General features: G+C 64.9%; 2 protein-coding genes and 2 pseudogenes. All 4 read right to left on the bottom strand.

Annotated elements, in window-relative coordinates; all coding sequences use genetic code 11:
- Positions 1 to 753, bottom strand: a pseudogene (locus FY112_RS00770) (mandelate racemase); the annotation flags it as partial.
- A complete protein-coding gene (locus FY112_RS00775; RefSeq protein ID WP_131620478.1) occupies positions 750 to 1,766 on the bottom strand; it encodes a hydroxyacid dehydrogenase in 1,017 nt (338 codons plus the stop codon). The pseudogene FY112_RS00770 and the gene FY112_RS00775, both read right to left, overlap by 4 nt.
- Positions 1,767 to 1,770: 4 nt before the next feature.
- Positions 1,771 to 2,589: a TIM barrel protein gene (locus tag FY112_RS00780; RefSeq protein ID WP_151517388.1), complete on the bottom strand. Its 819-nt coding sequence runs from the start codon at positions 2,587 to 2,589 to the stop codon at positions 1,771 to 1,773.
- A 29-nt stretch (positions 2,590 to 2,618) separates the two neighbouring features.
- Positions 2,619 to 2,970 (bottom strand): annotated as a pseudogene (locus FY112_RS00785) (glycosyl hydrolase); the annotation flags it as partial.

Consider the following 2,970-nt stretch of genomic DNA (forward strand, 5'->3'; position numbering starts at 1 on the left):
TATCCGCGTCAGGCGGTCGATATCGGCATCGATCTCGCCTGACAGCTTGATCTTGAACCAGCGGTTGCCATAGCGTGTTATCACCGCCTCGAGGCTTTCCGGCAGGCCGTCGCCGACGGGATGGACGATATCGCCCTCGATGATCGGATCGACAAGCCCGATCGTATGCCGGGCCGAGATCGCATCGGCAGGGCGAAGGCCGGCAAGCATCGCTGAGGCGGCGTCCGCGTCGATATCGCTGGGCAGCATCGGGCCGCCGATGCCGACGAGATTACCCCGCACCGCCTCGAAGAAGGAAATGCCGACAAGGCGGCAATAGGCATCGAGCGCAGCGCGGGCGATGAGCGAAGGACCGAAACAGGCGGCCAATGGATTTCCAGGCAGGCGCCGCACGGTCTCCATCTCGTTCAGGCGGGCGGCGGCAAACAATGTCGCCGGCGCAGACGGTTCGAGCAAAGCAGTCGCAGCGGTGCGGATCGAGGTGCGCAACTGGTCGACATTTTGCGCCGGCGTCAGCGCCGGATCTTTGTCGAACCATTTCGGCACCATCATCTCGGCGGCCGCGCCAAGGGCGGTTCGTCCCTCTTTATCCTCGACGCGGACCCTGATGAAGGCTTGCGGTGCCTTTTTGAGGGTTGCCGCGCCAAAGCGGAACGGCAGGCGCAGCCTGATATCGCGCTCGAAGGCGTCGATCTCGATGATTCTGATACGCGGCGCCGTCACGGAACCTCCAATGTTTCTGTCCACGGTCATGCCATCCGGTCGAGCATGGCGCGCGACACTTCGTGATGGAGCGGCTCCCCGCGAAGCAGCCGGCCGATCTCGTCCACCATGGCCTGGCCTTGGGCGAAGTGCGCCTCTTCAGTGTGACCGGCGGCATGCGGCGAAATGGTGACATTGGCCAGTGCGGGATCGCGGAAGGGACTGTCCGGAGGCAGCGGCTCGTTGTCGAAGACATCAAGAGCCGCTTCGATACGGCCGGAGCGGATCTCGGCGAGCAGCGCCGCCTCGTCGACCAGCTCCGCGCGCGCCGTGTTGATGAACAGCGTGCCGGGGCGCAGTAGCGCCAGTTCGCGGGCACCGATCATGCGGCGCGTTTCGGGCAGGACAGGCGCATGCAGAGAGACCACGTCTGCCTGGGCCAGCATATCGTGCAGCCCGGCTCTGAAAACGCCGAGTGCTGCGGCCTCGCTGTCGTCAAGGAAGGGATCGACGACCAGCACGCGGCAGCCGAAGGGAACGAGCAGGCGCATGACCGCCCGGCCGACATAGCCGGCGCCGACGATGCCGACCGTTCTGGCGCCAAGCAATCTCTGCGGCACGGCGGCGCGGACGTCGAGCCATTCGCCACCGTTGCGCAATTGATGATGCAGCCGGTGAATGCCGCGCATGGCGAGCAGCGCTTCGGCGACGACGAACTCGGCAACCGAAGCGGCAATTTTCGAGGCGGCATGGGTGACGCGAATGCCATCGTCGAACAGACGCGCCGGGACCAGTGTGCGGACGCTGCCTGCCGAATGGGCGACAAGGGCGAGGTGTGGATGGCGCTGGCGCGCGGCGGGATCGAAGGGTGGCGTGCCCCATCCGGTGAGGCATGCCGTGGCGCCCTGCAGCAGCTGGTCGACATCGGCAGCGTCGATCGTGGCGGCGGTCGGCCAACGCACCTCGCCAAGGGCGTTCAACTGGGCAATCGCCGCATCGTCCAGCATCATCCGGCGGGTCTTTTCGGTCAGCAGTACGGCGATAACGGGAGCCTGATCGTTCATGGTTCTATTCTTTCGTTGCGGCGACCAGGCGCCGGAGATGAGCAAGATCGGCGCGGACCTTGTCGAGCGCCTGCTCTCTAGAGACGCGGTATTGGGAATGCATCGAGAGCACGCCGGCAAATCCTGTGGCCACCAGATGCGGGACGATTTCGTTCCAGGGCACCATGCCTTCATCGAGCCCGTACCAGTCCGAATGCCAGGCGCGCTGGCCGTGAGGTCCGTAACCGCCGGGAAACCAACCGCTATTCTTGACACCCATGCAGCAGAACCACGGATCGAGAATATCGAGGGTCAGACGCCAGTCCTCGTTTCCCTCCCTAATGATCTGATTGGCAGGATCGGGATAAGCGCCGATCCGGATCGGATCGCGCCCGGCCAGCAATTGCGCGGCCAGCGCGCCCGAACTGTGCAGGGTCCCGCCGTGAAGCTGGATCGTCAGCTTGATGCCGAAGCGTTCGGCCAGGCGCTCGAAGCCGTCGAGATCGCGCCGCGCCTCGTCGACCTGGGCCTGCCAGCGCCGCGACGGGTCGTAGCGCCAGAAGCCAACCCGGATCTGCCCGATGCCGGCCTCGCCGCAACAACCGAGAAGCCGGGATGCGGCATCGTCGGGCCGGGTGGAATCGATGGTCGCCATCGGCGTGCGAACACCGGCCGCGGCAAAGAGTTTTACCGCATTGACGATCCCCTCCGACCTGTCAGGGGAAACGGCATGGCCATCGCGAATAAGGAGATCGGCACAGTCGAACCCCAAACCGGCTGTGATCTCGGCCGCCGTCGCGAGCGGCAGACCTTCGAGGGTCTTGGTGAAATAGGCGATATCCATGGATCAGATCCCAGACGGAAAGGCGCTGTTCACGAGCGGGAGAGACAAAGCTCGCTGCGGCGACCGAATGCATCGCGAGCCTGCACCGCATACCGCACGCCCTCCGGCGGCGACATGTGCAGGAAGGCCGTCGAGATCAGCGGGGTGGAACTGACCTTTTCAAAAGTCCCGCCATTGGTGCTGACGAGGACATCGTAGAAGATGGCCGGCCCGGCATCGCCGGCAGCCCAGAACAGCATGCGCTCCTCCCGACCGCCAAGACCAAGATAACGTTCGACGACAAGGCCGGCAGGTGCTGCCGGGGGCGCGCCGATATCCGGGACGACAAGCACCTGCGTCAACGACGGCAATGGCACGTCCAGGTCGACGCTGATCCGGCCT

It is taken from the genome of Rhizobium sp. PEPV16, from assembly GCF_008919455.1.
GTDB lineage: Bacteria > Pseudomonadota > Alphaproteobacteria > Rhizobiales > Rhizobiaceae > Rhizobium > Rhizobium leguminosarum_Q.